The 25,264-nt window shown below is 73.3% G+C and carries 22 protein-coding genes; 5 read left to right on the top strand and 17 right to left on the bottom strand.

From position 1 onward, the window contains the following. Positions 1 to 9: 9 nt before the first annotated feature. The 3 genes from rfbB to ssb form a co-directional block, all read right to left on the bottom strand. On the bottom strand, positions 10 to 1,065 hold the full coding sequence (gene rfbB / locus CR938_RS05240; RefSeq protein WP_162123991.1) for a dTDP-glucose 4,6-dehydratase: 1,056 nt from the start codon (positions 1,063 to 1,065) through the stop codon (positions 10 to 12). A 195-nt stretch (positions 1,066 to 1,260) separates the two neighbouring features. Then, positions 1,261 to 3,915, bottom strand: coding sequence for a DNA ligase D (gene ligD / locus CR938_RS05235; RefSeq protein ID WP_162123990.1), 2,655 nt, complete (start codon positions 3,913 to 3,915; stop codon positions 1,261 to 1,263). 244 nt (positions 3,916 to 4,159) lie between these two features. Beyond that, a complete protein-coding gene (gene ssb, locus CR938_RS05230; protein ID WP_162123989.1) occupies positions 4,160 to 4,648 on the bottom strand; it encodes a single-stranded DNA-binding protein in 489 nt (162 codons plus the stop codon). A gap of 175 nt (positions 4,649 to 4,823) precedes the next feature. On the opposite strand from ssb, the gene CR938_RS05225 reads away from it, so the two are divergent. After that, entirely contained in the window at positions 4,824 to 5,822 is a 999-nt protein-coding gene (locus CR938_RS05225) for a polyprenyl synthetase family protein (RefSeq protein ID WP_162123988.1), read from the top strand. Positions 5,823 to 5,963: 141 nt separating this feature from the next. Here the strand turns inward: CR938_RS05225 and murD are convergent, their stop codons facing one another. The 3 genes from murD to CR938_RS05210 form a co-directional block, all read right to left on the bottom strand. Next, on the bottom strand, positions 5,964 to 7,352 hold the full coding sequence (gene murD / locus CR938_RS05220) for a UDP-N-acetylmuramoyl-L-alanine--D-glutamate ligase (RefSeq protein ID WP_162123987.1): 1,389 nt from the start codon (positions 7,350 to 7,352) through the stop codon (positions 5,964 to 5,966). Next, complete coding sequence (gene murL, locus CR938_RS05215) at positions 7,333 to 8,688, bottom strand: UDP-N-acetyl-alpha-D-muramoyl-L-alanyl-L-glutamate epimerase (protein ID WP_162123986.1); 1,356 nt, start codon at positions 8,686 to 8,688, stop codon at positions 7,333 to 7,335. The genes murD and murL overlap by 20 nt, the downstream gene beginning before the upstream one ends. 189 nt (positions 8,689 to 8,877) lie before the next feature. Continuing rightward, positions 8,878 to 11,508: a bifunctional aspartate kinase/diaminopimelate decarboxylase gene (locus CR938_RS05210; protein WP_162123985.1), complete on the bottom strand. Its 2,631-nt coding sequence runs from the start codon at positions 11,506 to 11,508 to the stop codon at positions 8,878 to 8,880. 170 nt (positions 11,509 to 11,678) lie between these two features. On the opposite strand from CR938_RS05210, the gene CR938_RS05205 reads away from it, so the two are divergent. Together CR938_RS05205 and CR938_RS05200 are read left to right on the top strand one after the other, a co-directional pair. Beyond that, positions 11,679 to 12,539, top strand: a complete 861-nt coding sequence (locus CR938_RS05205) for a PhzF family phenazine biosynthesis protein (protein WP_162123984.1) — start codon at positions 11,679 to 11,681, stop codon at positions 12,537 to 12,539. Positions 12,540 to 12,569: 30 nt separating this feature from the next. Next, positions 12,570 to 13,451, top strand: coding sequence for a PhzF family phenazine biosynthesis protein (locus tag CR938_RS05200; protein WP_162123983.1), 882 nt, complete (start codon positions 12,570 to 12,572; stop codon positions 13,449 to 13,451). Positions 13,452 to 13,481: 30 nt separating this feature from the next. Here the strand turns inward: CR938_RS05200 and CR938_RS05195 are convergent, their stop codons facing one another. The 11 genes from CR938_RS05195 to rlmE all read right to left on the bottom strand — a co-directional run bounded on the left by CR938_RS05195 (position 13,482) and on the right by rlmE (position 23,826). Continuing rightward, positions 13,482 to 13,673 carry a DUF2065 domain-containing protein gene (locus tag CR938_RS05195; RefSeq protein WP_162123982.1) on the bottom strand — a complete coding sequence of 64 codons (192 nt, stop codon included), beginning with the start codon at positions 13,671 to 13,673 and terminating at the stop codon, positions 13,482 to 13,484. Further along, positions 13,673 to 14,536: a protease modulator HflC gene (gene hflC / locus CR938_RS05190; RefSeq protein WP_162123981.1), complete on the bottom strand. Its 864-nt coding sequence runs from the start codon at positions 14,534 to 14,536 to the stop codon at positions 13,673 to 13,675. Before hflC ends, CR938_RS05195 begins: the two co-directional genes overlap by 1 nt. Beyond that, positions 14,533 to 15,654 (bottom strand): FtsH protease activity modulator HflK, encoded by a 1,122-nt coding sequence (gene hflK / locus CR938_RS05185; protein WP_162123980.1) that lies wholly within the window; start codon positions 15,652 to 15,654, stop codon positions 14,533 to 14,535. Before hflK ends, hflC begins: the two co-directional genes overlap by 4 nt. 94 nt (positions 15,655 to 15,748) lie before the next feature. After that, positions 15,749 to 17,071: a ribosome rescue GTPase HflX gene (gene hflX, locus CR938_RS05180; RefSeq protein ID WP_162123979.1), complete on the bottom strand. Its 1,323-nt coding sequence runs from the start codon at positions 17,069 to 17,071 to the stop codon at positions 15,749 to 15,751. Further along, complete coding sequence (hfq, locus tag CR938_RS05175; protein WP_162123978.1) at positions 17,072 to 17,374, bottom strand: RNA chaperone Hfq; 303 nt, start codon at positions 17,372 to 17,374, stop codon at positions 17,072 to 17,074. A 78-nt stretch (positions 17,375 to 17,452) separates the two neighbouring features. Continuing rightward, positions 17,453 to 18,433: a tRNA (adenosine(37)-N6)-dimethylallyltransferase MiaA gene (gene miaA, locus CR938_RS05170; protein WP_162123977.1), complete on the bottom strand. Its 981-nt coding sequence runs from the start codon at positions 18,431 to 18,433 to the stop codon at positions 17,453 to 17,455. Between the two features lie 7 nt (positions 18,434 to 18,440). Continuing rightward, positions 18,441 to 19,928 (bottom strand): sodium/proline symporter PutP, encoded by a 1,488-nt coding sequence (putP, locus tag CR938_RS05165; RefSeq protein ID WP_162123976.1) that lies wholly within the window; start codon positions 19,926 to 19,928, stop codon positions 18,441 to 18,443. Positions 19,929 to 20,000: 72 nt separating this feature from the next. Beyond that, a complete protein-coding gene (folP, locus tag CR938_RS05160; RefSeq protein WP_162123975.1) occupies positions 20,001 to 20,894 on the bottom strand; it encodes a dihydropteroate synthase in 894 nt (297 codons plus the stop codon). A gap of 22 nt (positions 20,895 to 20,916) precedes the next feature. Continuing rightward, positions 20,917 to 21,162, bottom strand: coding sequence for a hypothetical protein (locus tag CR938_RS05155; protein ID WP_162123974.1), 246 nt, complete (start codon positions 21,160 to 21,162; stop codon positions 20,917 to 20,919). A gap of 12 nt (positions 21,163 to 21,174) precedes the next feature. Next, positions 21,175 to 23,124: an ATP-dependent zinc metalloprotease FtsH gene (gene ftsH, locus CR938_RS05150; protein WP_162123973.1), complete on the bottom strand. Its 1,950-nt coding sequence runs from the start codon at positions 23,122 to 23,124 to the stop codon at positions 21,175 to 21,177. 63 nt (positions 23,125 to 23,187) lie between these two features. After that, positions 23,188 to 23,826, bottom strand: a complete 639-nt coding sequence (rlmE, locus tag CR938_RS05145; RefSeq protein ID WP_162123972.1) for a 23S rRNA (uridine(2552)-2'-O)-methyltransferase RlmE — start codon at positions 23,824 to 23,826, stop codon at positions 23,188 to 23,190. A 79-nt stretch (positions 23,827 to 23,905) separates the two neighbouring features. On the opposite strand from rlmE, the gene yhbY reads away from it, so the two are divergent. Then, a complete protein-coding gene (gene yhbY / locus CR938_RS05140) occupies positions 23,906 to 24,211 on the top strand; it encodes a ribosome assembly RNA-binding protein YhbY (RefSeq protein ID WP_162123971.1) in 306 nt (101 codons plus the stop codon). Positions 24,212 to 24,219: 8 nt separating this feature from the next. Continuing rightward, complete coding sequence (locus CR938_RS05135; RefSeq protein ID WP_162123970.1) at positions 24,220 to 24,594, top strand: Mth938-like domain-containing protein; 375 nt, start codon at positions 24,220 to 24,222, stop codon at positions 24,592 to 24,594. The last annotated feature ends 670 nt before the right edge of the window (positions 24,595 to 25,264 follow it).

The following is a 25,264-nucleotide window of genomic DNA, read 5'->3' as shown; positions in this document are numbered from 1 at the left end:
CCCCCGCCCTCAGGCCGCGGTGCCGATGCGTTCGAGCCGGTAGCTGCCGTCCAGCACCCGCTGCACCCAGTCCTGGTTGGCCAGGTACCAGTCCACGGTGGCCGCGATGCCTTCCTCGAAGGTGTAGCGCGGCTCCCAGCCCAGCTCGTTGCGGATCTTGGACGCGTCGATGGCGTAGCGGCGATCGTGCCCGGGCCGGTCGGCGACGAAGGTGATCAGGCTCTCGTGCGGGCTGCCGTCCGGACGCGGCCGGCGCTCGTCCAGCAGGCGGCAGATGGTGCGCACCACCTCGATGTTGCGGCGCTCGGCGTTGCCGCCGACGTTGTAGGTCTGCCCCACCCGGCCCTTGGCCAGGACGGTGCGGATGGCCTCGCAGTGGTCGGACACGTACAGCCAGTCGCGCACCTGCTGGCCGTCGCCGTACACCGGCAGCGGCTGGCCGGCCAGGGCGCGCTGGATCACCAGCGGGATCAGCTTCTCCGGGAAGTGGTACGGCCCGTAGTTGTTGGAGCAGTTGGTGGTGAGCGTGGGCAGACCGTAGGTGTGGTGGAAGGCCCGCACCAGGTGGTCCGAGGCCGCCTTGCTGGCCGAGTACGGCGAGTTGGGCGCGTACGGCGTGGTCTCGGTGAACTTGCCGGTCTCGCCCAGCGAGCCGTACACCTCGTCGGTGGACACGTGCAGGAAACGGAAGGCGTCCCTCGCCTCGCCCTGAAGGCCCTTCCAGTGGTCGCGCACCGCCTCCAGCAGGCCCAGGGTGCCGACCACGTTGGTATGGATGAAGGCGGCCGGCCCGTCGATGGAGCGGTCCACGTGACTCTCGGCAGCGAAGTTCACCACCGCGTCCGGGCGGTGCTCCTCCAGCAGCCGGCGCACCAGCGCCTGGTCGCCGATGTCGCCCTGCACGAACACGTGGTCGGGGTTGCCCTCCAGCGAGGCCAGGGTGTCGAGGTTGCCGGCGTAGGTGAGCTTGTCGAGGTTGACCACGCGAACGCCGCGGGCCACGGCCTCGAGCACGAAGTTGCCGCCGATGAAACCGGCGCCGCCGGTAACGAGCCAGGTAGACACGGATCAGGAGTCCTTCTGAAAGACTGAAAGATGGTGGGGGCGGGCCAGGCACTGCGTCCCGGCGCCCGCAAAGCGGGCTCCAGCATGACCTGTGGCGGCGCACCCGGACCTGAACGCCCGGTCGGCGCCGGGGAGCGCGGGAATCTTAGACCATACCCGCCACGCGCCTTGCGCGCCGCGTGCCGCCGGATGCCGTCACGCGCCGGCGTCGGCCCAGCGCGCCAGGTCCTGGCGGATCCGGTCCATGCCCTCCCACGGATCACGCCGGCGGCGGCGCAGCTTCTCCGGCACGCTGGCGAGGGTGAAGGCGTCCGGCCTGGCGAGCCGCGCCAGCTCGTTCCAGCCGATCGGCATGGCCACCGGCGCGCGCGGCCGTGCGCGCAGCGAGTACGAGGCCACCGCGGTGGCGCCCCGGCCGTTGCGCAGGCAGTCGATGAAGATGCGGCGGTTGCGCAGGCGCTTGCTGGCCACGGCCAGGAAGCGGTCCGGTTCGGCCTGGGTCAGCGCCTCGGCGAAGCCGCGCGCGAAGCGCCGGGTCAGCGCCCAGTCGCAGCCCGGATTGAGCGGCACCACCACGTGCAGGCCCTTGCCGCCGGACACGCGCAGGAACGACTCCAGCTCCAGCCGCGCCAGCAGCCGGCGCAGGTCCTGCGCCGCGCGCTTGACCTCGGCGAAGGGCACGTCCGGCCCAGGGTCCAGGTCGAACACCACCCGGTCGGCCGTATCCGGTGCGTCCGCGTGCGCACCCCACGGATGGAACTCCAGGGTGTTGAACTGCACCAGCTCCATCAGCCCGGCCGCATCCTCGACCACCAGGTAATCGCCCGAGCCGCCGCTTTCCTCCTTCAGCCGCACCGTGGCCACCCGTTCCAGCCCGGCCGTGCGGTGCTTCTGGAAGAAGCAGGCGCGGGCGATGCCGCCCGGGCAGCGGATGACCGACAGCGGCCGGCCGGCGATCTGCGGCAGCAGCTGGTCCATCACCGTCTGGTAGTAGTTCCACACGTCGGCCTTGGTGTAGCCGTCGCCGGGATAGAGCACCTTGCCGGGGCTGGACAGCTCCGGCGGCGCGCCCGCCCCGGCCGCGCGCCTGCGCGTGCGCGGCGCGGCGGTCTTGTCCGCGCCCGCCTTCTTCGCCCTGGCCGCGCCGGCCTTCTTCACGGCGCCGGCACGCTTTCCAGGGCTTGCCACCTTGGCCGCCCGCCCCGCCGTGGCGCGCTTCGTTCCGCCCATCCTGGTGCTCCCCGGGCCCGGCGGCCCGCGATCCGGATCGGACAGGTCCGCGGCACGCTTGTCCGGGCGCAGCGCCTTCAGCGACGGCTGCCGCAGCACCTGCTGCGCGCCGATGCCGCGGTAAAACACCTCCACCACCAGCTCCGGCTCGATCCAGGCCGCGCGCCGCAGCTCCGGATCGTCCACGTCCACGAACACGCTCGGCGCGCGCGAACCCTTGCCCAGGCGTCCGGCCAGCTCCCGCAGCTGCGCCTCGCTGAAGCCGGAGCCGACCTTGCCGGCGTAGCGCCAGCCGTGCTCCGGGTCGGGGCGGGCCAGCAGCAGCGAGCCGAAGCCGGTGCGCGTGCCCCTGGGTGCGGTGAAGCCCACCACCGCGAACTCGTCGCCTTCCAGCAGCTTGGTCTTGCGCCAGTCGTCGCTGCGCCCAGGACGGTACGGCCGGTCGCCACGCTTGGAGACGATGCCTTCGAATCCCTGCATGCCGGCCACGCGGAAGGCCTCACCGCCCTCGCCCTCGGCATGGCTGCTGTAGGCCAGGTGGCCGCCGTGGCCTGCGTCCAGCACGCGCCGCAGCAGCGCCTTGCGTTCGCGCAGCGGCACCCCGGCCAGATCCACGCCGTCCAGGTGCAGCAGGTCGAACAGGACCAGCACCAGCCTGGCCTGCCGTTCGCCGGACAGCACGGCCTGCAGCAGGTTGAAGTCGGTGCGCGCACCGCGGCCGGCGACCAGCTCGCCGTCCAGCACCGCCGAGCGCAGCCCCAGCGCGCCCAGTGCGTCACGCACCTCGGGCACGCGCCCGGTCCAATCCAGGCCGTTGCGCGACCACAGCCGCACCTGCCCGTCGGCGATGGTCGCCAGCAGGCGGTAACCGTCCCATTTAAGCTCGTGCAGCCAGTCCGCGCCCTCCGGTGGTGCCTGCACCAGCCGCGCCAGCTGCGGTGCGAACGCGCCATCCGGCGCCGCGCCCTTGCGCGCGCCGGGCAGGGCCAGCGCGGCCTTCGCCCAGTCGCGCCGGCGCGTGGCCGGTGCCTTCACCTCCGTCTTCCTCCTGCGCGTGGCCTTGCCGCTGCCGGCGCGCCGCCGGTCCTGCGCCGGCGGCGGGGTGACGCCGGCCAGCAGGTCGTCGGCCTCCAGCGGCCCGGCGTAGGCGTCCTCGTCCTTGAACAGCAGCCACTGCGGCTGCCGCGCCGGCTTGCCCGAGCGCACCAGGTGCCAGCCGCCCTTGAGCTTGCGGCCGAACAGCTCGAAGCGCAGATGGCCCTTGGCCAGCTGCGCCTCCGGATCGCCGTCGGTGCTCCACACGCCCTGGTCGAAGCGGGCCACGTGGCCGCCGCCGTATTCGCCCCGCGGGATCTGCCCCTCGAAATCGGCGTATTCCAGCGGATGGTCCTCGACCTCCACGGCCATGCGCTTGACCTTCGGGTCGTAGCTGGGTCCCTTGGGCACGGCCCAGCTGCGCAGCGCATCGCCCACCTGCAGGCGGAAGTCGTAGTGGCGGCGGCTGGCGTGGTGCAGCTGCACCACGAACAGCGGACGGCGGCCGCGCGGCGCCGGCCTGCCCGGTTCCGGTTCACCGGTGCGGGTGAAGCTGCGCTTGCGGCGGTAGTCGGCCAGGCTCATCGCGTCACGTCCACAGGGCATCGCTCCCGCGCGGCGGGACTGCCGCCCTGCCGACTTTCCCGCGCCCGGCATCAGCGGCGTGTGTAGGGCGCACCGCGCACGTTTCCTCCCTGCAGGGGGGCCGCGTCAGCGGCGACCTGGACGGCGACGCGGATATTGGCCCGCAGGCGCAAAAAAGGCCCGGCCCCTTGCGGGGCCGGGCCCGGGATGGCACGTGGACGCCCGCCGCGCGGACGCCCGGCGGTCAGAAGGGAATGTCGTCGTCGGCGAAGTCGTCGAAGCCGCCACTGGAGGCCGGCGGCGCCGCGGCCGGGGCCGGGGCGTTGCGCGGGGCGAACTCGCGGCGCGGCGGCGCGCTGCGCTGCGGGCGCTCGCCGAAGCCCTCGCCACCACCGCCGCCACGGCCGCCGAGCATCTGCATCTCGTCGGCGATGATCTCGGTGATGTAGCGCTCCTGCCCGTCCTGGCCGGTGAACTTGTCGTAGCGGATGCTGCCCTCGATGTAGCACTGCGAGCCCTTGCGCAGGTACTCGCCGGCGATCTCGCCGAGCTTGCCGAACAGCTTCACCCGGTGCCACTCGGTGCGCTCCTGGGTGTTGCCGTCGCGGTCCTTGCGCACGCTGGTGGTGGCCAGGCGGATCGTGGTCACCGCCATTCCGGACTGGGTGTACTTGACCTCGGGATCGTCGCCGAGGTTGCCGATGAGGATGACCTTGTTGATGCCGCGCGCCATAGTCCTGTTTCCGTCTGGTGGAGCCCGGCGGATCCCGGGCAGCAGGATTCCAGTATAGACGCCCGCAACCGGCCAGCGCCGGAATCCGCGCCGCGCGGTAGGTGTTTTCCGAGCCGCGGCCGGGACGGACAGGGCCCGTGCCCTTATAATTCAGGAACTTTGCCCGGGCCCCACAATGGCAGATGATTCCCTCACCCTCACCCACGCTCCGCTGCCCCGGATCCAGGCGCTGGCGGCGGCCGACATGGCCGCGGTCGACGCGCTGATCCGCCGCCGCCTGGCCTCGGACGTGGTGCTGATCAACCAGATCGCCGAACACATCATCAACGCCGGCGGCAAGCGCCTGCGGCCGATGCTCGTGGTGCTGGCCGGCCAGGCCACCGGCGGCGCGGGCCCGGACCACCACCAGCTGGCGGCGATCATCGAGTTCATCCACACCTCCACCCTGCTGCACGACGACGTGGTGGACGAGTCCGACCTGCGCCGCGGCCGCAGCACCGCCAACGCCATCTGGGGCAACGCGGCCAGCGTGCTGGTGGGCGATTTCCTCTACTCGCGCAGCTTCCAGCTCATGGTGGAACTGGACCGCATGGAGGTGATGCGGATCCTGGCCGACACCACCAACCGCATCGCCGAGGGCGAGGTGCTGCAGCTGCTGCACGTGCGCAACCCGGACACCGACGAGGCGGCCTACCTGCGCGTGATCGAGCGCAAGACCGCGGTGCTGTTCGCCGCCGGCACGCGCCTGGGCGCGCTGGCCTCCGGCGCCGACGAGGCGGTGCAGCAGGCCCTGTACGACTACGGCATGAACCTGGGCTACGCCTTCCAGATCGCCGACGACGTGCTCGATTACACCGCCGACGCCGCCGAGCTGGGCAAGAACCTGGGCGACGACCTGGCCGAGGGCAAGGCCACCCTGCCCCTGATCCGCGCCATGGACCGTTCGGATGCGGCCACACGGGAGCGCCTGCGCCGGATCGTGCAGGAGGGCGACACCTCGGCCATGGCCGAGGTGCTGGCCGCGATCCACGCCACCGGCGGCCTGGAGTACAGCCGCCAGCGCGCGATGGACTACGCCCGCGCCGCCGAGGCCGCCCTGTCCATCCTGCCGGAGAGCGAGGCGGTGGCCGCCCTGCGCGGCCTGGCCCGCTACGCGGTCGAGCGCACGCACTGAGGGCGGCAGGCGCGCCTGCGCCGGAAGCACCCGGGACCCGGCGATCGAACGCAGGCGCCGGATGCACGCGGCGGGGTCGCCGCATACGCGGCTCCTGCGGGAGGTGAGACGGCGCCGGGTGCGCGGGGCCGTTGTCGCGGTTCAGGCGATGCCCAGACCCGGGATGGCGCTGATGCCGTCCGGGTCGAAGCCGGCCAGCGCGGCGAAGTGGCGGCCGCGCTCGGTGTAGTCGCGATAGGCGCCGAAGCTGGGCGCACCCGGCGACAGCAGCACCACGCCCTCCCCGCCCAGCAGCCGGCGCGCGCGCGCCACCGCGTCGGCCAGGCCGTCGGCCTGCTCCAGGGCGAAGCCGCCCGCCGCGGCCAGCGGCGCCAGCAGGGCGTGGATGCGCGGGCCGTTGGCACCCATGGTCACCACCGCCTTCGGCGGCTCGGTGCGCATGCGCTCGGCGAAGGCGCTCCAGTCCAGCCCGCGGTCATGGCCGCCGACCAGGATCGCCACCGGCCGGCCGCGGTGGCAGTCCAATGCGGCCAGGCTGGCGTGCGGGGTGGTGCTGATCGAATCGTTGACGTAGCCGATGCCCTCGCGCTCGCCCAGCCACTGCAGGCGGTGCGGCAGCGGGCGGAAATCCTGCACCGCCGGCGCCAGCGGCGCCGCGTCCAGGCCCAGGGCCTCCAGCGCGGCCAGCACCGCGCACAGGTTGCCGCGGTTGTGGGGGCCCGGCAGCGGTGCGCCGCCGGTGTCGAACACCCGCACGTCGCCGCGGTAAAGCACTTCGCCGCGCAGGTGCCAGCCGTCCTCGCGGTTGAACCAGACGATGCGCGAATCCGGCAGTTCCAGCGCGGCCAGGCGCGGATCGGCGGCGTTGAGCACCGCGGTACGCGGCCGCGCCTGGGTCACCAGGCGGAGCTTGTCGGCCATGTAGCGTTCGTGGCTGCCGTGCCAGTCCAGGTGTTCGGGGAACAGGTTGAGCACCACCGCCACCTCCGGCCGCGTGCCGCTGGCGGCCACGTCGCCGGTCTGGTAGCTGGACAGCTCGATGGCCCAGAACTCCGGCGCCGGCTGCGGGTCCAGCAGCTCCAGCAGCGGCAGGCCGATGTTGCCAGCCAGCGCGGTGCGGTGTCCTGCCGTGCGCAGCAGGTGCACCACCAGCGCGGTGGTGGTGCTCTTGCCCTTGGTGCCGGTCACGCACACGGTGCGCGCCTGCGGATGCTCGGCGAACCACAGCGTGGTGCCGCCGATGAACACGGTGCCGCGGGAGGCCGCGGCCAGCGCCTCGGGCCGGTAGGGGCTGATCCCCGGCGACTTGACCACGACCTCGAAGCCGGCCAGCGCGCCGCCATCCACGGTGGTGCGCGGCAGCAGCAGCGGGTCGCCCAGCGCCGCGGCGCTTTCGGCCTCTGCCGCGCTGCAGAACAGGGTCAACGGCTGGTGCGGCAGGCGCGCGCGGATGGCGCGCCAGGCCGCGCGGCCCTCGCGGCCCCAGCCCCACAGTGCGACGCGCCGGCCCTCAAGCTGCGAAATACGCACCCACGCGCTCCCATACCGGCGCCGGCACCCGGTGCTCGCCGCTCGCGGCCAGCAGCGGCGCCACCTCCAGCTCGGCCGGATCCAGCTGGGGCCGGATCTCGTGCGCGAAACGCCTGACCAGCGCGTCCTCCCGCCACTCGGCGCGCCCGGCCAGCAGAGCCATGGCCGCGCGCGATTCGCGGCCCTCGCCCACGCACTCGAACGGCTTATGGTCCTGGTACTCCAGCAGTGCGTCGAAGCCCGGGGCCAGCCCCGGATCGTCCAGCAGGTTGCGGCCGAAGATGGCCACCAGGCGCGGCTTGGGCATGAACGGCGCCAAGGCCAGGAACACGAAGTGGCATTTCGGGCACAGCCCGCACCAGCGCTGCGCCGGTTTCTCGCCGAGGATGTGGAAGTTGCGGTTGCAGCTGGAGAAGTACGCGTCGTAGCGGTCGTTCCTGGCGAACTGGCGCGCCACCGCCAGCTCCGACAGCGGCCGCAGCAGCGAGTAGTAGTGCAGGTCCGCGGCCACCGTGCGCTCCACGTGCGTGCCGAAGGCCTGCTCGAAGGCCCAGCCCTTGGACCACTGGTGGTTGACCTCGCCGGTGCCCGGGATGAGGCTGCCGTAGCTGGCCGAGCGCTCGTTGGAGAACACCACCTGGCCGTGGCCGGTGAGCACCGCCGCCAGCACGAGGATGGCCGAGTTGATCGCGGTCACCGGGATGTGGCCGTTGTACGCGCCCTGGCGGTTGATCTCGAACAGGGCCGGGGCCAGCGCGCGACCGATGTTGAGCATGGGCAGGCCGGTGCGCTCGGCGCAGGCGCGGATCAGCTGCGAGCCGCCGATCCAGGCCACGGTCTGCGCCACCCCGGCCGCGCGCAGCGCCTCGATGGTCACCAGCGAGTCCTTGCCGCCGCCGATGGCCACCAGCGCCGGCCCGTCCAGGCCCAGCGCGGGCGCGGGCGCGGGCGCCGCGGCCTCGGCCGGGAAGCGGATGCGGCCGCGCAGGTCCAGACCGTTGCGGTAGGCGAATTCGCCCAGGCCGTTGAGGTAGACCTGGTCCATCAGCGCGGCGGTGGCCGCGTCGATGGCATAGCCGTCGATGCGGATGACAGGCGGCACCGCGGCCTTGTAGTAGCTCACGCCGGCGACCAGGTGCAGCAGGCGCAGCGCGCGCGTGGCCGCCTCGGCGCGCGCGCCCTCCAGGGCGAACGGCGCGCCGGGGAAGGTCACGGTCTCCACCAGCTCCGGACCGTCGCCGAAGGCATAGGCCAGCTCGGCCACGCCGGTGGCCGGATCAAGGCCGCAGCGGACGAAGCGGAAGGTCTGGATGGCGTCGCGGTCGAAAGTGGTCATGCAAAGTCCGTGGTGGAACCGCCGCGGCGGCGCAGGTGGCGCCGGCACAGCACGAAAGCGGAAAGCGGCGCGAGCCAAGTGCCGACCGGCACGGCCACGAGGGTGGCGCCGGGCACGATGGAAGGCAACCACGGCGCCGGCCCGGGCGGGGCCGTGGCCGCACCGGCCGGCGCCGAGGCCGGCGGCCGCTCAGTCCGCGGGACCATCGATCACGTCCTCGGCCGGCAGCGCGCGCAGGTTGTAGGTGCTGGCCATGGCGTGGCCGTAGGCGCCCGCGTCGGCGATCAGCATCAGGTCGTCCGGTGCGGTGGCAGCCGGCAGGTGCCGGCGCCTGCCGAACACGTCGGAGGACTCGCAGATCGGGCCGACCACGTCGAACACGGCGTCGGCCGGCTCGTCCAGGCGGTCCAGGTTGGCGATGTCGTGCCAGGCGTCGTACAGGGCCGGGCGGACCAGCGCGTTCATGCCGGCGTCCAGGCCCACGCGGCGCACGCCGTCCTTCTCGACCACCTGGGTGGCGCGCGCCAGCAGCACGCCGCACTCGGCCACCAGGAAGCGGCCCGGCTCGACCACCAGGTCGAAGGCCGGATGCACCGCGCGCACCTCGGCCAGGCTGGCGGCCCAGGCGTCCAGGTCGAACGGCTCCTCGTCGTCGCTGTAGGCGATCGGCAGGCCACCACCGATGTCCAGGATGGCCACGGTGCCGATGCGGCGGGCGAAGCCGGCCAGCTCGTCGCCCATCAGGCGCCAGTGGCCCGGATCGTCCACGCCGCTGCCCATGTGCGCGTGCAGCCCGGTGATGACCATGCCCAGCGCGCGCGCCGCGTCCACGAACTCGTCCACGCGCGCCAGCGACAGGCCGAACTTGGAGGCCTTGCCGCCGGTGACCACCTTCTGGTGGTGGCCGGCGCCGTGGCCCAGGTCGATGCGCAGCCAGACGCGGCGGCCGCGGAAGATCTCCGGCCAGCGCTGCAGCGCCTCGACGTTGTCCAGGGTGACGTTGACGCCCAGGGCGAAGGCCTCGGCGTACTCCTGGCGCGGGGCGAAGCTGGGGGTGAACAGCACCCGTCCCGGATCCAGTTCCGGCAGCACCGCGAACACGTGGCGCAGCTCGGCCAGGGACACGCATTCCAGGCCGAAGCCCTCCTCCACCACGGTGCGCAGGATGGCCGGGTGCGGGTTGGCCTTGATCGCATAGAAGCGCCGGTCCACCGCCGCCACCGCCTTGAGCTGGCGCGCACGCTCGCGCACCGTGGGCAGGTGGTAGACGTAGCGCGGGGTGCCGGCGGCGGCCAGCTCGCGCAGGCGTGCACGCATGGCCGGGGCGTGCCACCACGGCACCGGGCGCGGGCGGAAGCGGCCCTCCAGCTCGCGCCAGCGCGGGCCGAACACCGCCGCCTCCGCCACCGGCATGGCGCCGCTGTCGATCAGCGCGGCGTGCAGCTCGGGGAGCAGGCCGTCGGCGTCGGCCTCGTCGATCACGAAGGTCAGGTTCAGGTCGTTGGACGACTGCGAGATCATGTGCACGCGCTCGCGGCCGAACGCCGCCCACACGTCCGAGAGCTTGTGCAGCAGCGAGCGCATGCCGCGGCCCACCAGGGTGATGGCGGCGCACGGCGCGATCACCTTGACCCGGCAGATCTCGGCCAGGTCGGCCGACAGTGCGGCCAGCACGTCGGTGTTGACCAGGTTCTCGCTCGGGTCCAGCGACACGGTGACGTTGGTCTCCGCGGTGCCGATCAAGTCCACCGACAGGCCGTGGCGCCTGAAGCGCTCGAACACGTCGGCCAGGAAGCCCACCTGCTGCCACATGCCGATGCCTTCCATCGACACCAGCACGATGCCGTTGCGGCGGCTGATGGCCTTCACGCCCGGCACCGGCTCGGCGCTGCCGTCGATGCTGGTGCCCGGCAGTTCGGGCCGCTCGGTGTCGAGGATGGCCATGGGCACGCCCGAGTCGCGGCAGGGCTTGATCGAGCGCGGATGCAGCACCTTGGCGCCGGTGGTGGCGATCTCCTGCGCCTCGTAGTAGTCCAGCCGGGTCAGCAGGCGCGCGTCCGGCACCTCGCGCGGGTTGGCGCTGAACATGCCCGGCACGTCGGTCCAGATCTCCACCCGCACCGCGCCCAGCAGCGCGCCGAAGTACGCGGCCGAGGTGTCCGAGCCGCCGCGGCCGAGGATCGCCGTGCCGCCGTCGGCGTGGCGGGCGATGAAGCCCTGGGTCAGCAGCATGCGCCCGGGCTGGGCGGCGAAGCGCGCGCGCCAGCCGTCATCGGCCTGGGCCTGGCAGGTCACCGACAGCCGCTGCGACCACTCGCTCTGGTTGGGCTGGCGCGGCAGCGCGGCGAGCCAGTCGCGCGCGTCCATCCAGGCGAAGTCCAGGCCCTGCGCCTGCAGGTAGGCCACGCCCAGGGTCGAGGACAGCAGCTCGCCCTGGGCCAGCACCTCGGCCTGCCAGTCCAGCGGGCGCGCGGCCGCGCGCGGGTCCTCCAGCAGGCCGCGCAGCGCCGCCAGGCGCCGGCCGAGCACGGCCTCGGCGTCCAGCCCGAGCTCGGCGGCGAAGTCGCGGTGGCGCCGCTCCAGCGCCTCCACGCGGCCGGCGGCGTCGGCCGCGCCGTCGGCGATGGCGGCCAGCTCGTTGGTCACCCCGGACAGCGCCGAGACCACCACCAGCACGCGCCCGCCGGTCTCCTCCGCGCGCCGTTTCGCCAGCCGGCCGATCGTGTCCCAGCGGTGGCGACGCGACACCGAGGTGCCGCCGAACTTGAGGACGATCCATCCGCCGGAAGCGGATTCGGGCGCGGATGCGGCTGCGGACATGGAGTGCGTTGGATTCACCCGGGCAGCGGGCACTGAGCTGCCGATTCTAAGCGCTTTTCCCGCGCCGCCGTGGCGCACGTGCACCCGCAACCCGTGACCCGCGCGCGCGGCACTCGCGCCGCGGCGCGGCGGCGCTTACCCTGCGCGCTGCCCGTCCTCCGGAGACCGCCATGACCGTCCGCCGTTTCCTCCAGCTCGACGTGTTCGCGCCGTACGCCGGCGCAGGCACCCCGCTGGCCGTGGTGCTGGACGCCGCGGACCTGGACACGGCGCGCATGCAGGCCTTCGCCGCCTGGAGCAACCTTTCGGAGACGGTCTTCTTCCTGCCGCCGACCGCGCCGGAGGCCGACTACCGCATCCGCATCTTCACCCTGCGCATGGAGCTGCCCTTCGCCGGCCACCCCAGCGTGGGCGCGGCCTGGGCGGCGCTGGAGGCGGGACTGGCCCGCGGGGGCGGCGGCGGCCTGGTGCAGGGATGCGCGGCCGGCCTGCTGCCGGTGCGGATCGCCCGCCAGGACGGGCGGATCGTGCCCACCGTGCGCAGCCCGCGCGCGCAGCGCCGCGAGACGGCCGCGCCGGACTGGCTGCTGGCGCCGGAGGTGCTCGGCGCCCGTCGCGGCGCCCTGCCCCCGGCGCTGTGGAACAACGGCCCGGACTGGTGGCTGCTGGAACTGGCCGACGCCGCCGCAGTGCGCGGCCTGCGCCCGGACCTGGGCGCGATCGCCGCCCTGCCCGGCCAGGGCAAGCTGGCGGTGTTCGCGCCGGGCGACGGTGCGGCCGACCTGGTGGTGCGCGCCTTCGCACCTGGCGCCGGCATCGCCGAGGACCCGGCCACCGGCAGCGTCAATGCGTCCAGCGCCGCCGCCCTGCACCAGGCCGGGCGCCTGCCCGGCCGCGACGGCCGCTACCGCGCCAGCCAGGGCCGCGAGCTGGGCCGCGACGCGGTGCTGCAGCTGGAGGTGGACGGCGCGGGCGAGGTCTGGGTCGGTGGACCGGTGCACGCGGTGATCCGCGGCACGGTCGACTGGTAACCTCGGGTGTCCGCCTTCAGGAGACCGCCCATGGCCCCGCGCCCCTACGTCCTGGTGGACGTGTTCGCCGACCGGCCCGGCGCCGGCAACCCGCTGGCCGTGGTGCTGGACGCCACCGGCCTGGACGAGGCCGCGATGCAGGCCATCGCCCGCTGGACGCGGCTGCCGGAGACCACCTTCGTGTTCCCGCCCACGCAACCGGGCGCCAGCTATGCCATCCGCATGTTCAGCCCCAGGCGCGAGGTGCCCTTCGCCGGCCATCCGAGCGTGGGCACCGCGCACGCGGTGCTGGAGGCGGGACTGGCCGCACCCGACGCCGACGGCCTGCTGCGCCAGGAAGGCGTGGCCGGACTGCTGCCGCTGCGCGTGGAGCAGGTGGACGGCACCCGCCGTATCGCCATCCGCACCCCGCGCGCGCGGCTGGTGGAGGTGGCCGACGCGCGCAGCTCGCGCCTGCTGGAGGCGCTGGACTGGCTGCCGCCGGGCGCGCTGCCGCCGGCGCTGATGGACGGCGGCCGGCGCTGGTGGGTGGCCGAGGCCAAGGACGAGGCGGCGCTGCGCAACGCCCGCCCGGACTGGCAGGCCATCGCCGGGCTGGCCCGGTCCACCTCCAGCATGGGCGTGCTGGCCTTCGCCCGCTGCCGCGGCGGCGACTACCAGGTGGCCGCGCGCGCCTTCGTCGGCGGCCCGGCCGTGTTCGAGGACGCTGCCTCCGGCGCGGCCAACGCCACCCTGGCGGCATGGCTGGCGCTGCGCGACGCCCTGCCCGGCGCCGGCGGGCGCTACCGCGTCAGTCAAGGCCGCGAGGTGGGCCACGACGCGCGCCTGGACATGTACGTGGATGCCGCCGGCGAAGTCTGGGCCGGCGGCCAGGTGGTCAGTGTGGTGAGCGGCCGGCTCGACTGGCCGTAGGACGGCCGCGCCGGGCCGGCGCGGCCGGGTTCAGCCGTTGCGGGTCCACCACAGCGCCGCCAGGCCGGCGGCCAGCACCACGCCGCCGATGCGGCGCAGGCGCGAGGGCGGCAGCGCGAGCAGCTGCGCCATCGCCTGGCGCCAGGCCTGCGGCGCCACGAACAGGACCAGGCCCTCCAGCACCGCGACCAGGCAGAGGGCCGAGACCAGCTCGGCCGGCATCAGCGGTCGTTCTTCAGGTACTGCAGGAACGGATCGTTGCGGTCCAGCACGATCACGCCCTGGCCGTCGGCGAAGGCCGCGCGGTAGGCCTCCAGGCTGCGGTAGAAGTGGTAGAAGCCCGGATCGGCGGCGGCGGCCTCGGCGTACAGGCGCGCGGCCTCGGCGTCGCCCTCGCCGCGCAGGCGCTGGGCGTCGCGCTCGGCCTCGGCCACGATCACCGACTGGTCGCGGTCGGCCTGGGCGCGGATCGAGCGGGCCTGCTCCTCGCCCTCGGCGCGCAGCGCACTGGCCACCTGCTTGCGCTCGGCGCGCATGCGGTCGTAGACCTGCTTGATCACGTCCGAGTCGGTGGGCAGGTCGATCTGCTTCAGGCGGATGTCGACGATGCGCATGCCCAGGGTGGAGGCGCCGCGGTTGATGCCCTCCAGCTGCCTGGCGATCACGTCGCTGCGGTCGCCGGAGACCAGCTGGGTCAGGGTGCGGGCGTTGATCTCGTTGCGCAGCGAGTCCTTGATGATCGGCGCCAGACGGTCGGCCGCGGCCGACTCGTCGCCGCCGGTGGCGCGGTAGAACGCACGCACGTCGTCGATGTAGCCGATGGCCACGAAGTCCACCGCCACGTCCTTGCGCTCGGAGGTCAGGTAGCGCTCGGGCGAGAAGTCGATCAGGGCGAAGCGGCGGTCGAACACGCGCGCCGTCTCCACCAGCGGCCACTTGAAGTGCAGGCCCGGGCCGATGTCGGTGCGGCTGACCCGGCCCAGGTTCAGCACCAGGCCGACCTGGTCCTCGCGCACCACGAAGACCGAGCCCCGCAGGCCCAGCCCGGCGGCCACCGCCAGGGCGATCCAGAACGGGTACTTCATCGCCTCACCTCGTCACGGCCGGTGCGCTGCGGATTACGCGTGCCGTCGCGCAGCGGTTCGGGGTTGCTTTCGATGCCCGGCAGCAGGGCCTCGGCCGGCACCACCGGCGCGGCCTGCTGCCCGGGCGCCGGCATGCCGCTGCCGGAAGGCATGGGCACGTAGATCAGCTGGCGGCCGTCGCCGCCGACCACCTTGCGGTTCTGCGCCAGCACCTCCTGGACGGTCTCCAGCCACAGGCGCTTGCGGGTGACCTCCGGCGCGGCGCGGTACTGCTCGCGCAGCAGGGTGAAGCGGGCCACGTCACCCTGCGCCTGGGCGATCTTGGCGGCCTTGTAGCCCTCGGCCACGGTGCGCCGGCGCGCCGCCTCGCCGCGCGCCTCCGGCACCACCTTGGCGGCGTAGGCACGGGCCTCGTTGATCAGCTGGTCCTTGATCTGCTGGGCACTGTTGACCTCGTCGAAGGCCGGCTTGACCTCCTCCGGCGGGCGCGCGTCCTGCAGGTTCAGCTCGGTGACCACCAGACCGGTGCGGTAGGCGTCCAGGGAGGCCTGAAGCTGCTCGGCGGCGCTGACCGACAGCGGGCCGCGGGCGCCGAGCACGGTGTCCAGGGTCGAGCGGCCGACCTGTTCGCGCACCACGCTCTGCGCCACCTGCTCCAGCACCCGGTCGGCGTCGCGCGAGCCGAACAGGTACAGGCGCGGGTCGCCCACGCGGTACTGCACGTTCATGGCCACGTTGACGATGTTCTCGTCGCGGGTCAGCACCGGCACGGTGTTGCTGAAGGTCTTGATCTGGGTGGCATTGACCGTGATCACGCGCTCGATCGGCCACGGCCACTTCAGGTTCGGGCCCGGCTGCATGACCCGGGCGAACTGGCCGAAGCGCAGGACCACGCTGCGCTGCTGCTCGCCGACCAGCTGGAAGCTGCTCAGCAGCACCAGCAGGCCCACGGCCAGCACGATCCAGCGGCCGGTGCCGCCGCCACCGAAGGCGCCACGCAGCCTGCCCAGGACGTCGTCGAAGCCGCCCCCGCCGCGCGACGGGCGCCGCGGCGGCCAAGGCGACTGGCGGTTGTTGTCGGGGGAGTCCCCGCCCTTGCCTGGCGTGTTCCAGACCATGAATGCTCCGTAGTGATGGGATCCGGCGCGGCCCGGAGCCGCCCGGGGGCTGCCCGATTCTAGCAAGACCGGAGCCAGCGCCCCGGCCGCGGGCTCATTCCACTTCTTCGGCCTGGCGCGGCGGCAGCAGCGCGCGCAGCGGCTCGCCGTCGGCACGCGCGGCCAAGCGCTCGGCCTCGCCGCGCGGCAGGTCCAGGCGCAGGCGCCAGCCGTGCTCGTCGGCCTCCTCGGCGCGCACCGCGCCCAGCTGGTGCAGGCGCGCGCGCAGGCGCCCGGCCTGCGGCGGCAGGCGCAGCTCGCCGGCCACGCGCTGCAGGTCCAGGCGCCGCGCCAGCGCGCCCTGCAGCAGCTCCATGCCGCGGCCGTCGCGCGCCGACAGCCACACCCGCTCGCGGTGGCCCGGCTCGCCGGGCGCGCCGCCGTCGTGGTCGTGGCGCGGCACCGCACCCTCGATGCGGTCGATCTTGTTCATCACCAGCAGCTGCGGGATCCCGCCGGCGCCGATCTCGGCCAGGACCGCGTCCACCTGGGCGATGCGTTCCTCGCGGTGCGGATCGGCGGCATCGACCACGTGCAGCAGCAGGTCGGCCTCGCGCGCCTCGGCCAGGGTCGAGCGGAACGCCGCCACCAGCTCGTGCGGCAGGTCGCGCACGAAGCCCACGGTGTCGGCCAGGACGATGGTGCCGCCGGGCAGGGCGACCCGGCGCACGGTCGGGTCCAGGGTGGCGAACAGCTGGTCGGCGGCGTAGGCGTCGGCGCCGGTGAGGGCGTTGAACAGGGTGGACTTGCCGGCGTTGGTGTAGCCGACCAGGGCCACCCGCGGCAGCTCGCTGCGCACGCGGGCGCGGCGCATCTGCGCGTGCTGCACCTCGACCTTCTCCAGCCGCCGCTGCAGCTGCTCCACCCGCTTCTGCAGCAGGCGGCGGTCGGTTTCCAGCTGGGTCTCGCCGGGGCCGCGCAGGCCGATGGAGCCGCCGCGCTGGCGCTCCAGGTGGGTCCAGCCGCGCACCAGGCGGGTGGCCATGTGCTTGAGCTGGGCCAGCTCGACCTGCAGCTTGCCCTCGTGGCTGCGCGCGCGCTGGGCGAAGATGTCCAGGATCAGGCCGGTGCGGTCCACCACCCGGCGCTGCAGTGCCTTCTCCAGGTTGCGCTCCTGCACCGGCGTCAGCGCGTGGTTGACCAGCACCAGGTCTGCGCCGGTGGCCTCGGCGGCGGCCTTCACCTCCTCCAGCTTGCCGCTGCCGATCAGCGTGGCCGGGTTGGGCCGGTCGATGCGCGCGGTGATGGTGGCGGCGATGCTGGCGCCGGCCGAGCGGGCCAGGTCGGCGAATTCCTCGAGCACGTCCTCCGCAACGGCCCCGCCCGCGTGGGGCTGGATCAGCAACGCATGTTCACCCTTGCGGGAACGTTCGAACAATCAGGACTCCTCGGTGTTGCGCTCGCCCTCCGCGCGGGTCTCGCCGGCCGGCTCGGCCTGGTCGGCGTGCTGGACGTAACCGCCGCCGGGTCCGACCCGGACATTACGCGACGGCACGACGGTGGAGATGGCGTGCTTGTAGACCATCTGGCTCACGGTGCTGCGCAACAGCACCACGAACTGGTCGAAGGACTCGATCGTACCCTGCAGCTTGATGCCGTTGACCAGGTACACCGACACCGGCACGCGCTCGCGTCGCAGAGCGTTCAGGAACGGATCCTGCAGCGATTGCCCCTTGGACATAGGTAGGTCCCCTTTCTTGTTCTGTATTATTTATTGTTCTGGTCCTGGCGGGCCTCCCCCCGGGCCCGTGAAGGCATGTTACACAAGCCGGCGCGCCCGCACCGCCTGCGCCGGCAGGAAACGGCCCACCGCGTCGCAAAGCCCGTCCCGTTCACGTTGCGGGTCGAACCAGCGGGCGTCCAGCTGCCCGCGCAGCCAGGTCAGCTGGCGCTTGGCCAGCTGACGGGTGGCGAAGACCGCCCGGTCACGGAACCCGGCCGCGTCGTACCGCCCGTCCAGGTGCTCCCAGGCCTGGCGGTAGCCCACCGCGCGCAGCGCCGGCAGGTCCAGCGGCCGCGGGTGGTCGCGCAGCTGCGGCAGCGCGCGCAGCCGGCGCACCTCGTCGAGGAAGCCGGCCTCCAGCATGCGGTCGAAGCGGGTGGCGATGCGCGCGTGCAGCTCGGCGCGCTCGCGCGGGGCCAGCACCAGCTTGAGCACCCGCAGCGGCGGCCGCGGCGGCGGCGGGTCGCGCTGCCAGGCGCTGATCGGCCGGCCGCTGAGCCGGTACACCTCCAGCGCGCGCTGGATGCGCTGGGCGTCGCCCGGGCGGATGCGCGCGGCCGCCTCCGGGTCGACGCGGGCCAGTTCGGCGTGCAGGGCCGGCCAGCCGCGCTCCCGCGCCTCGTCGGCGATGCGCCGGCGCAGCTCCGGGTCGGCCTCGGGCATCGGCGCCAGGCCATGCAGCAGGGCGTGGAAGTACAGGCCGGTGCCGCCGGCCAGCACCGGCAGGCGGCCCCGGGCCAGGATGGCGTCGATGGCCGCGCGCGCGTCGGCGGCGAACTCGGCGGCCGAGTACGGCTCCCATGGCTCGCGCACGTCCAGCAGGTGGTGCGGCACGCCGGCGCGCTCGGCCGCGTCCGGCTTGGCCGCGCCGATGTCCAGGCCGCGGTAGACCAGGGCCGAGTCCACGCTGACGATCTCCCCGCCCAGCGCCCGGGCCAGCTCCACGGCGAAGGCGGTCTTGCCCGACGCGGTCGGGCCCATGATGGCGATCGCCGACGGGCGTGAGTCCTCCGCCATCGCCGCCTCAGTAGCCGTGCTCGCGCAGGCTGGCGCGGACCTGGGCATGGGTGGCCTGGACCTGCACCGACGGCGCGCGGTCGGCCAGGCTGGCCACGACGATGGCCAGGCTGGCGGCCAGGAAGCCGGGCACCATCTCGTACAGGGCGCTGCCGGTGTGCTTCCACAGGATCACGGTCAGGGCACCGGCCAGCATGCCGGCGAGGGCGCCGTTGCGGGTCATCCGCCCCCAGCACAGCGAGAACAGCACCACCGGGCCGAAGGCCGCGCCGAACCCGGCCCAGGCGTAGCTGACCAGGCCCAGCACGCGGCTGTCCGGGTCGCGCGCCAGCCAGATCGCCAGCAGTGCCACCACCAGCACCGCCGTCCGGCCCACCCAGACCAGCTCGCGCTGGCCGGCGTGCGGGCGCAACAGGCCGCGGTAGAAGTCCTCGGTCAGGGCGCTGGAACAGACCAGCAGCTGGCAGGACAGGGTGCTCATGATCGCCGCCAGGATCGCCGACAGCAGCACGCCGGCCACCCAGGGGTTGAACAGCGCGCCAGCCAGGGCGATAAACACCCGTTCCGGGTTGCCGTGGACCAGGGCGCCCTGCTCCGGGAAGCGGGTGAAGTACGCCAGGCCGGCCAGGCCGACCGCGATCGCGCCGGCCAGGCACAGCACCATCCAAGCCATGCCGATGCGGCGCGCGCGCGGCAGCGTGGCCAGGTCCTGCGCGGCCATGAAGCGGGCCAGGATGTGCGGCTGGCCGAAGTAGCCCAGGCCCCAGGCCGCGGCCGACACCACTGCGACCAGGCCGCCGGCGCCGATCCACTGCAGTCGCGCCAGGTCCACCTGCTCCACCAGGGCCAGCGCCTGCGCCGGGCCGCCCAGCTGCAGCAACGCCACCACCGGGGTCAGCAGCAGGGCGAAGATCATCAGCGTGGCCTGCACCGCGTCGGTCCAGCTCACCGCCAGGAAGCCGCCGAGGAAGGTGTAGGCGATGGTCGCCGCCGCACCCCACCACAGCGCCTGGGCGTAGGGCAGGCCGAACACGCTCTCGAACAGGCGCGCGCCGGCGACGATGCCGGAGGCGCAGTACACGGCGAAGAACACCAGGATCACCAGCGCCGAGAGGATGCGCAGCACCCGGCTGCGGTCCTCGAAGCGGTGGGTGAAGTAGTCCGGCAGGGTCAGCGCGTTGTGGGTGCGCTCGGTGTACAGGCGCAGCGGCCCGGCGACGAAGCGCCAGTTCAGCCAGGCGCCGAGGGTCAGGCCGATGGCGATCCAGGCCTCGGCCAGGCCGGACAGGTACAGCGCGCCGGGCAGGCCCATCAGCAGCCAGCCGCTCATGTCCGAGGCGCCGGCCGACAGTGCGGTGACCACGCTGCCCAGGGAACGCCCGCCGAGGATGTAGTCGTCGAAGCTGTGGGTGCGGAACCAGGCCCACAGGCCGATGCCCACCATCAGCAGCAGGTAGGCGACGAAGGTGGCAAGCAGTGGCGTGCTGGCGGTCATGCGCTCCCCTCTCCGGCAGGAGCGCGCAGCTTACCGTCTGCCCGCCGGGCCGCGCAGCCGCAGGACGGCCGGTCAGTCCTCCGGCCAGGCGATCCCCGGTGCGGCGGCGCGCCGCGGCGCCGGCACCGCGGCCACCGCCTCCCACACCCTCAGCGCGTCCACCGTGGCGGCCACGTCGTGCACGCGCACGATGCGCGCACCGCGCTGGGCGGCGACCAGGTGCGCGGCCACCGAGCCGGCCACGCGTTCGGCCGGCACCTCGCGCCCGGTCAGCTCGCCGATGCTGCGCTTGCGCGACAGCCCGGCCAGCACCGGCACGCCCAGCCCGGTGAAGCGCTCCAGCTGCGCCAGCAGGGCCAGGTTGTGCGCGGTGGTCTTGCCGAAGCCGAAACCCGGGTCCACCACCAGGCGCTTCTTCGGAATGCCGGCCAGCTCGGCGGCGAACACCCGCTCGGCCAGGAAGCGGTGCACCTCGGCGACCACGTCGTCGTAGCGCGGGTCGTCCTGCATGGTGCGCGGCTCGCCCCGCATGTGCATCAGCACCACCGGCACGCCCAGCGCTGCGGCGGTGTCCAGCGCGCCCTCGCGGCGCAGCGCACACACGTCGTTGATCATGCCGGCGCCCGCCTCCACCGCCGCGCGCATCACCTCCGGCTTGCAGGTGTCCACGCTGATCGGCACGGAGGTCTGGCGCGCCAGGCGCTCGATGACCGGCACCACCCGGCGCAGCTCCTCCTCCACCGGCACCTCGGCCGCGCCGGGGCGGGTGGACTCCCCGCCCACGTCGAGGATGTCCGCGCCCTCCTCGGCCAGGCGCAGGCCGTGGGCCACGGCCGCGTCCACGCTGGCGTGCAGGCCGCCGTCGGAAAAGGAGTCCGGAGTGACGTTGACGATGCCCATGACGCGGGTGCGGTCCAGGACCAGCACGCGCCCGGCGCAATCCAGTTGCGGCGAGATGTCGAACACGGCAGTTCCCCCGGCGGGCCGCTCAGCGGCCCAGGTGCTCGGCGTCGAAGCGCGCGGCGCGGTGCCGCGCGTACAGGGCCAGGCCGGCGGCGGCGGCCGCCAGCCCCACGCTGATCCCGACCAGGGCCAGCGGCAGCCGGCCCAGCGCGTAGAACAGCGTGGTGGTGGTCAGGATGGTGGAGGCGCCGGCCATGCCGCCCGCCACCCATGGACGCCACGGGTTGCGGACGTAGTAGCTGCGGCGCGGCCCGGACCCGGGAGCGGACACCTGGGGCTCCGCTCAGGGCTGGGTGGCGACCGGCCCGCCCACCGACGGCACCGGGCGTTCGCCGCCGCCCTTGCTGTCGCCGCCGTCGCCGGCGCCCGGCGTGCGGCCCCAGCCGGCCGGCGGGGGCGGCTCGCGGCCTTCCATGATGGCGTCGATCTGCGGCCCGTCGATGGTCTCGTACTGCAGCAGCGCCGCCGACATGGCGTGCAGCTTGTCGATGTTCTCGGTCAGGATCTGCCGGGTGCGCGCATAGGCCTTCTCCAGGATCGAGCGCACGACCTCGTCGATCTTGCGCGCGGTCTCGTCGGAGACGTTCTTGTGCTGGGTCACCGAGCGGCCGAGGAACACCTCGTCCTCCTGCTCGCCGTAGGCGATCGGGCCCATCTCCTCCGACAGACCCCACTTGGTGACCATGTTGCGCGCCAGCTTGGTCGCGCGCTCGATGTCGTTGGAGGCGCCGGTGGTGACCTTGTCCTCGCCGAAGATCAGCTCCTCGGCCACGCGGCCGCCGTACAGCGAGCACAGCTGCGACTCGATGGCCGCGCGGCTCATCGAGTAGCGGTCGCCCTCGGGCAGGTACATGGTCACGCCCAGGGCGCGGCCGCGCGGGATGATGGTGACCTTGTAGACCGGGTCGTGCTCGGGCATCAGGCGGCCGACGATGGCGTGGCCGGCCTCGTGGTAGGCGGTCAGCCGCTTCTCCTCCTCGCTCATGGCCATCGAGCGGCGCTCGGCGCCCATGAGGATCTTGTCGCGGGCGCGGTCGAAGTGCTCCATGCGCACTTCCTTGGCGTTCTCGCGCGCGGCGAACAGCGCCGCCTCGTTGCACAGGTTGGCCAGGTCGGCGCCGGAGAAGCCCGGGGTGCCGCGGGCGATGACCATCGGCTCGACGTCGTCGGCCAGGGCCAGCTTGCGCATGTGCACCTTGAGGATCTGCTCGCGGCCCTTCACGTCCGGCAGGCCGACCACCACCTGGCGGTCGAAGCGCCCCGGGCGCAGCAGCGCCGGGTCGAGCACGTCCGGGCGGTTGGTCGCGGCGATGACGATCACGCCCTCGCCGCCCTCGAAGCCGTCCATCTCCACCAGCAGCTGGTTGAGGGTCTGCTCGCGCTCGTCGTGGCCGCCGCCCAGGCCGGCGCCGCGGTGCCGGCCGACCGCGTCGATCTCGTCGATGAAGATGATGCAGGGGGCGTGCTTCTTGGCCTGCTCGAACATGTCACGCACGCGGCTGGCGCCCACGCCCACGAACATCTCCACGAAGTCCGAGCCGGAAATGGAGAAGAACGGCACCTTGGCCTCGCCGGCGATGGCCTTGGCCAGCAGCGTCTTGCCGGTGCCCGGCGGGCCGACCATCAGCACGCCGCGCGGGATCTTGCCGCCCAGGCGCTGGAACTTGGTCGGATCGCGCAGGAACTCCACCAGCTCGGCGACCTCCTCCTTGGCCTCGTCGCAGCCGGCCACGTCGGCGAAGGTGACCTTGACCTGGTCCCCGCCCTGCAGCTTGGCGCGCGACTTGCCGAAGGACATGGCGCCCTTGGCGCCGCCCGCGCCGCCCTGCATCTGCCGCATCATGAAGATCCAGAAGCCGATCAGCAGCAGGATCGGCGAGAACTGCAGGAAGATGGTCCAGAAGCCAGGGCCGGTCTGCGGCTTCTCGCGGACCACGTCGATGTTCTTGCTGATCAGCTGGTCCAGCAGCTTCTGGTCGGTGGGGCCGACCACCTGGCCCTCGGTCCCGTCGGTGCGCCGGTACCGGATCACGTTGGTGCTGAAGGTGCTCTCGTCGGTGAACACCACCGAGCGGATGCGCCCGGCGTCCACCTCCTGCACGAAGCGGGTGTAGCTGGGGGACTCGCCGGCGGCCACGCTGCCCGCGCCACGCGGCGAGAAGCTCTGGAACACCACCATCAGTACGACGGCGACGACCACCCAGAGCAGCAGATTCTTGGTCAAGTCGTTCATCCTCATGGCTCCGGTGTGACGCTCCGCGGGTACTGCGTGTGGGGGGGACTGGCCTGGGCCAGCTTACTTCATCTGGGCCAGCTTGCCCTGGCCGAGGGCATAGACTTCCGGCGAACGCTTGCGCGAGGCCGCCGGCTTCCGGATCGCCACCTTCTGGTAGCGCCGGCGCAGCTCGCGCACGTATTCGTCGAACCCCACCCCCTGGAACAGCTTGATCAGGAAGGCGCCATCGGGGCGCAGGTGGGTGTCGGCGAAGTCCATCGCCAGCTCCGCCAGGTACATGGCCCGCGGCTGGTCCACCGCGTCCACGCCACTCATATTGGGGGCCATGTCCGAGAGCACAAGGTCCACGGGCTGGCCGCCCAGGCGCGATTCCAGTTCGGATAAGACGGCATCCTCCCTGAAATCCCCATGAAGGAACTCGACCCCGGCCAGCGGCGGCATCTCCAGGATGTCCAGGGCGATGACCCGGCCGGTGTCGCCCAGGGCCTGGCGCACGTACTGGGACCAGCCACCGGGGGCCGCGCCCAGGTCGACCACGACCATGCCCGGCCGGAGCAGGCGGTCGCGCTCGATCAGTTCCTCCAGCTTGTAGGCCGCGCGCGAGCGCATGCCCTCGGCCTGGGCCTTTTTCACGTAGGGGTCGGCGAAATGCTCGCGGGGCCAGCGGGGGCTGCTCTTGCTGCGTGAGCTGCGGGACATGCGGAAGAGCGGGCCGGGCCCGCGGGGACATGGAAGGCCATGATACCCTGATCCGCCCCCCTTCCCCCGGTTTGTCCCCATGTCCGCCGTCCTCACCGCCGCCCAGACCCGCTTCCTGCGCAGCCAGGCGCACGGGCTCAAGGCCCTGATGCAGGTGGGCGGCAAGGGCGTCACCCCCGCCCTGCTGGCCGAGCTGGACGCGGTGCTGGAACGCCACGAGCTGGTCAAGGTGAAGGTCGCCGCCGAGGACCGCGAGGCGCGCGACGCCATGATCGCCGAGCTGGCCGCGCAGACCGGCGCGGCCCTGGTCCAGCGCATCGGCCACACCGCCACCCTGTACCGTCCGTCGCGGGAGAAGCCCGGGATCGTCCTGCCCCGGGCCTGAACACGCCCATGTTCCTGAACCAGGAAATCCCCGACTACCAGTACGTGCTGCGTGCCGCCGACGGCCGCAGCGCCCGGGTCAACGACCGGGTGCTGGCCGCCAGCTTCTTCCTGGCGCCTTCGGCCCTGGTCGAGGACTGGCCGGTGGCATCGGTGGCCGCACTGTCCCCGGCCGCGCTGGAACCGCTGCTGGCCCTGGAGCCGGACGTGGTGCTGCTCGGCACCGGCGCCACCCAGGTGTTCCCGCCGCCGGCGGTGCTGGCCGCCTGCCTGACCCGCGGCGTCGGCATCGAGGTCATGGACAACCCCGCTGCTGCGCGCACCTACAACGTCCTGGCCAGCGAGGGCCGCAAGGTGGTGGCCGCCTTCATCCTGCCCGGCTGAGTCCCGCCGGCACGCCACGTGAAAACGCAACTCCGGTCAAGGCCACGGCCACCCGGCCGGCGCTAGATTCGGCTCCGCGCCGGTTCCCTGCCCCGCCCCGGCGGATGCGCGCCGCGCTGCCGGCGCCCCCGTTGCCCGGCCGGGCAGGCCCGGTCCCCGCTTTCCACCTTCTTCCCGCCCCCCACGACAGAAGGAGGAACATGCCGATGAAAGCCCGTTTGGCGGCATCCTGGCCCTTGCCTTCGCCCTGCCCGCCGCGGCCGAGGTCCGCGTCGAGGAGGTGGAGTTCACCTCCGGCGGGGAGCGCCTGGCCGGCGACCTGTACCTCCCCGACGGCGCCGGTCCGGATCACCCCGTGCCGGCGGCGGGGGGCGCCGGCGCCTGGATGACCGTGAAGGAGCAGATGCCGGCCCGCTAGCAGCCTGTTGAAATTCGACCCGGCGAAGCCCCCGACTCGGTCGGCAGCGCGGATTTCCCGCTGCTCAAGCGCTCCGCAAGCGCGTCCCGCGCTCTGAAACAAGCCCGCTTTCGGACTTCCAGGCACACCTTCCCCGCCGGGGCCGCCATCACGCGGCCCCCGCGGCGATCAGCTTCGGCAGGCGGACGAGGTTGCTCGCCGCCATCGCCAGCTGAAACAGCGCCTCGACCTTCGTAAGGCCGCGCTGCTTGA

It is taken from the genome of Pseudoxanthomonas taiwanensis, assembly GCF_010093135.1.
Lineage (GTDB): Bacteria > Pseudomonadota > Gammaproteobacteria > Xanthomonadales > Xanthomonadaceae > Pseudoxanthomonas > Pseudoxanthomonas taiwanensis.
The sequence above is the reverse complement of the archived record's forward strand: the minus strand, read 5'-3'. Positions and strand labels throughout refer to the sequence as shown.